The sequence below is a fragment of the uncultured Corynebacterium sp. genome, assembly GCF_937999985.1.
In the GTDB taxonomy this organism is placed as follows: domain Bacteria; phylum Actinomycetota; class Actinomycetes; order Mycobacteriales; family Mycobacteriaceae; genus Corynebacterium.
In genome coordinates this window covers 1-3,392 of record NZ_CALLDG010000150.1, presented here as the reverse complement: position 1 = coordinate 3,392, position 3,392 = coordinate 1, and the positions used below count along the sequence as shown (strand labels likewise).

The window sequence follows — 3,392 nt, the reverse complement described above, 5'->3', positions numbered from 1 at the left end:
GCTGCCAAGGCTCACATCGAGGCTGGCGCCAAGAAGGTCATCATCTCCGCTCCGGCGAAGAACGAGGACGCAACTTTCGTCGTCGGTGTTAACCACACCGATTACGACCCGGAGAACCACCACATCATCTCCAACGCATCCTGCACCACCAACTGCCTGGCTCCACTGGCCAAGACCCTGGACGAGGAGTTCGGCATCGTCAAGGGCCTGATGACCACCGTCCACGCTTACACCGGCGACCAGCGCCTGCACGACGCTCCGCACAAGGACCTGCGCCGCGCCCGCGCCGCAGCCGTGAACCTGGTTCCGACCTCCACCGGTGCTGCAAAGGCCGTCTCCCTGGTTCTGCCGCAGCTGAAGGGCAAGCTGGACGGCTACGCAGTCCGCGTTCCGGTTATCACCGGCTCCCTGACCGACCTGACCTTCGAGGCTGAGAAGCCGGTCACCGTCGAGGCCGTGAACGCTGCACTGAAGAAGGCTGCCGAGAACGAGCTGAAGGGCATCGCTAAGTACTCCGACGACGCTCCGCTGGTCTCCACCGACATCGTCGGCGACCCGCACTCCTCCGTCTTCGACTCCGGCCTAACCAAGGTCATCGACAACCAGGTCAAGGTTGTCTCCTGGTACGACAACGAGTGGGGCTACTCCTGCCGCCTGGTCGACCTGGCCACCTACGTCGGCGAGCGTCTCTAGGTCGCTTACCGGCCGAAAGTCCCTTTAGGACGATTTAGGACAATGACGGGTTCGGCTCCGATCGCCGCACGTTAGCGCGTCGCGCCGATCGAGTCGACCCGTTTTCTCTTATTCAAACAAACCCGCTTTAACCCCATAAGAATCAACCCCAGCAGAAAATTTAAGGAGCTTCCCATGGCCATCAAGACCGTTCAAGATCTGATCAACGAGGGCGTACAGGGGCGTCACGTCCTGGTCCGCGCTGACCTGAACGTCCCGCTGTCCGACGGCAACATCACCGATCCGGGTCGCATCGACGCCTCCGTCCCGACGCTGAAGGCTCTGCTGGAAGCCGGCGCCCGCGTTGTCGTCTCCGCCCACCTGGGTCGCCCGAAGGGCGAGTTCAAGGACGAGTTCTCCCTGGCTCCTGTCGCCGAGGCTCTGTCCGAGCGTTTGGACCAGTGGGTACCGCTGGCCACCGACGTCACCGGCGAAGATGCCCACGAGCGCGCCAACGGCCTGGATGACGGCGACATTCTGCTGCTGGAAAACGTCCGCTTCGACGCCCGCGAGACCTCCAAGGATGAGGCCGAGCGCACCGAGTTTGCCGCCGAGCTGGCAGCCCTGACCGGCGTCAACGGCGCCTTCGTATCCGACGGCTTCGGCGTGGTTCACCGCAAGCAGGCCTCTGTCTACGACGTGGCCAAGAAGCTGCCGCACTACGCCGGCGGCCTGGTGGAGGCCGAGCTGAACGTGTTGCGCAAGGTGTCGGAGAACCCGGAGAAGCCCTACGCCGTCGTGCTGGGTGGCTCCAAAGTCTCTGACAAGCTGGGCGTCATCGAGGCTCTCGCCCCGCGCGTGGACAACCTCATCATCGGCGGCGGCATGTGCTTCACCTTCCTCGCTGCCAAGGGCTACGAGGTCGGCGGCTCCCTGCTGCAGGAAGACATGATCGACACCTGCAAGGACCTGCTGGAGCGCTTCGGCGACGTCATCGCGCTGCCCACCGACGTCGTGGTCGCAGAGCGCTTCGACAAGGACGCTGACCACCGCACCGTCGACCTGAATTCCATCCCGACGGGCTGGATGGGTCTGGACATCGGCCCGGAGTCCGTCAAGGCCTTCGCCGAGGTCCTCTCCAAGTCCAAGACCGTCTTCTGGAACGGCCCGATGGGCGTATTCGAGTTCCCTGCGTTCGCTGAGGGTACGCGCGGTGTTGCTCAAGCGATTATTGACGCCACCGCTGCCGGTGCATTCTCGGTCGTGGGCGGCGGCGACTCTGCTGCAGCTGTACGCACCCTGGGGCTGGACGAGGAGGGCTTCTCTCACATCTCCACCGGCGGCGGCGCATCCCTGGAGTTCCTGGAGGGCAAGGAACTGCCCGGCGTTTCCGTGCTGGAAAGCTAAGTAGCCCAACGTTCGCACCACGTACCAGCTGCGCCAAGCAGCAACTACACCAAGCAGCAACGACCTAGAAACAACTAGAGAGGCATAGACTTTCATGACCGCACGCAAGCCCCTGATTGCCGGCAACTGGAAGATGAACCTGAACCACCTGGAGGCCATGCAGGTCGTCCAGAAGTTCGTCTTCGCGCTGCCGAAGGAATACTACGAGGCCGTTGACGTGGCCTTCATCCCGCCTTTTACCGACATCCGCTCCGTGCAGACCTTGGTGGACGGGGACAAGCTGGCCATCACCTACGGCGGCCAGGACGTCTCCCAGCACGCCTCCGGGGCCTACACCGGCGAGGTTTCCGGCGCGATGCTGCAGAAGCTCGGCTGCACCTGGGCTATCGTCGGCCACTCCGAGCGCCGCCAGTACCACGGGGAGACCGACGAGATTGTCGCCGCCAAGGCACGCGCCGCACTAGACAACGAGCTGCAGCCGATCGTGTGCGTCGGCGAGCAGCTGGACATCCGCGAGAAGGGCGAGCACGTCGAGTTCGTCAAGGAGCAGGCCAAGGCTTCCCTGGCCGGCTTGTCCGCGGAAGATTTGGCCAAGACGGTCATCGCCTACGAGCCGGTCTGGGCCATTGGCACCGGCAAGGTGGCCTCTGCCGAGGATGCGCAGGAAGTCTGCCACGCCATCCGCGAGCTCGTCGCAGAGCTGGCGGGCGAGGAGGTAGCCGGTGGCATCCGGATCCTCTACGGCGGTTCCGTGAAGACTGATTCCGTCGGAGAACTGGTCAGCCAGTCTGACGTCGATGGCGGTCTGGTCGGCGGGGCGTCACTAGACGGCGAAGACTTCGCCCGCCTGGCTGCAGCAGCAGCTAAGGCAACCGCCTAAGAAGCGATAGAGATGAGCAAAGACACGATCCGCGGCACCGCAATTCACGTCGCTCCCGAGGAGATTGCCCACCCCGAGATCAGCCCGACGGTGCGGGACGATACCCGCTACCTGGGGCGCATCTTGGGCGAGGTGATCCGCGAGCAGGAGGGCGACTACACCTTCAACCTCATCGAAAACACCCGCAGCGCGGCGTTCGACCTGCGCTACGGCGAGATGCCCATCGAGCAACTAGCCGAGCAGTTCAACACCCTTCCGACCGAGAAGGCCCTGCACGTCATCCGCGCGTTCTCACACTTCGCGCTGATGGCCAACCTGGCGGAAGACTTGTACGTCGAGCGGGTGCGCGACCTCGAAGAGGACCGCGGCAACACCGCGCCACGCTCCACACTTGCCTACACATGGCAGGAGCTACACAATCGCGAGGTGCCGG

4 protein-coding genes are annotated in these 3,392 nt (G+C 63.8%); all 4 read left to right on the top strand.

The annotated features are described in order from the left end of the window. On the top strand, positions 1-693 hold a 693-nt coding region (locus tag Q0331_RS07200; RefSeq protein ID WP_298075725.1), incomplete at its 5' end, for a type I glyceraldehyde-3-phosphate dehydrogenase. Between the two features lie 174 nt (positions 694-867). Further along, positions 868-2,079 (top strand): phosphoglycerate kinase, encoded by a 1,212-nt coding sequence (gene pgk, locus Q0331_RS07195; RefSeq protein WP_298075724.1) that lies wholly within the window; start codon positions 868-870, stop codon positions 2,077-2,079. Between the two features lie 94 nt (positions 2,080-2,173). Then, positions 2,174-2,959 carry a triose-phosphate isomerase gene (gene tpiA / locus Q0331_RS07190; RefSeq protein ID WP_298075723.1) on the top strand — a complete coding sequence of 262 codons (786 nt, stop codon included), beginning with the start codon at positions 2,174-2,176 and terminating at the stop codon, positions 2,957-2,959. A 12-nt stretch (positions 2,960-2,971) separates the two neighbouring features. Further along, positions 2,972-3,392, top strand: a 421-nt coding sequence (locus tag Q0331_RS07185; protein ID WP_298075722.1) for a phosphoenolpyruvate carboxylase, incomplete at its 3' end; no start/stop codon positions are given.

Bases quoted from the DNA above. Each gene is read 5' to 3' on its own strand.
- pgk (WP_298075724.1), top strand. From the start codon at position 868: ATGGCCATCAAGACCGTTCAAGATCTGATCAACGAGGGCGTACAGGGG.
- tpiA (WP_298075723.1), top strand. From the start codon at position 2,174: ATGACCGCACGCAAGCCCCTGATTGCCGGCAACTGGAAGATGAACCTG.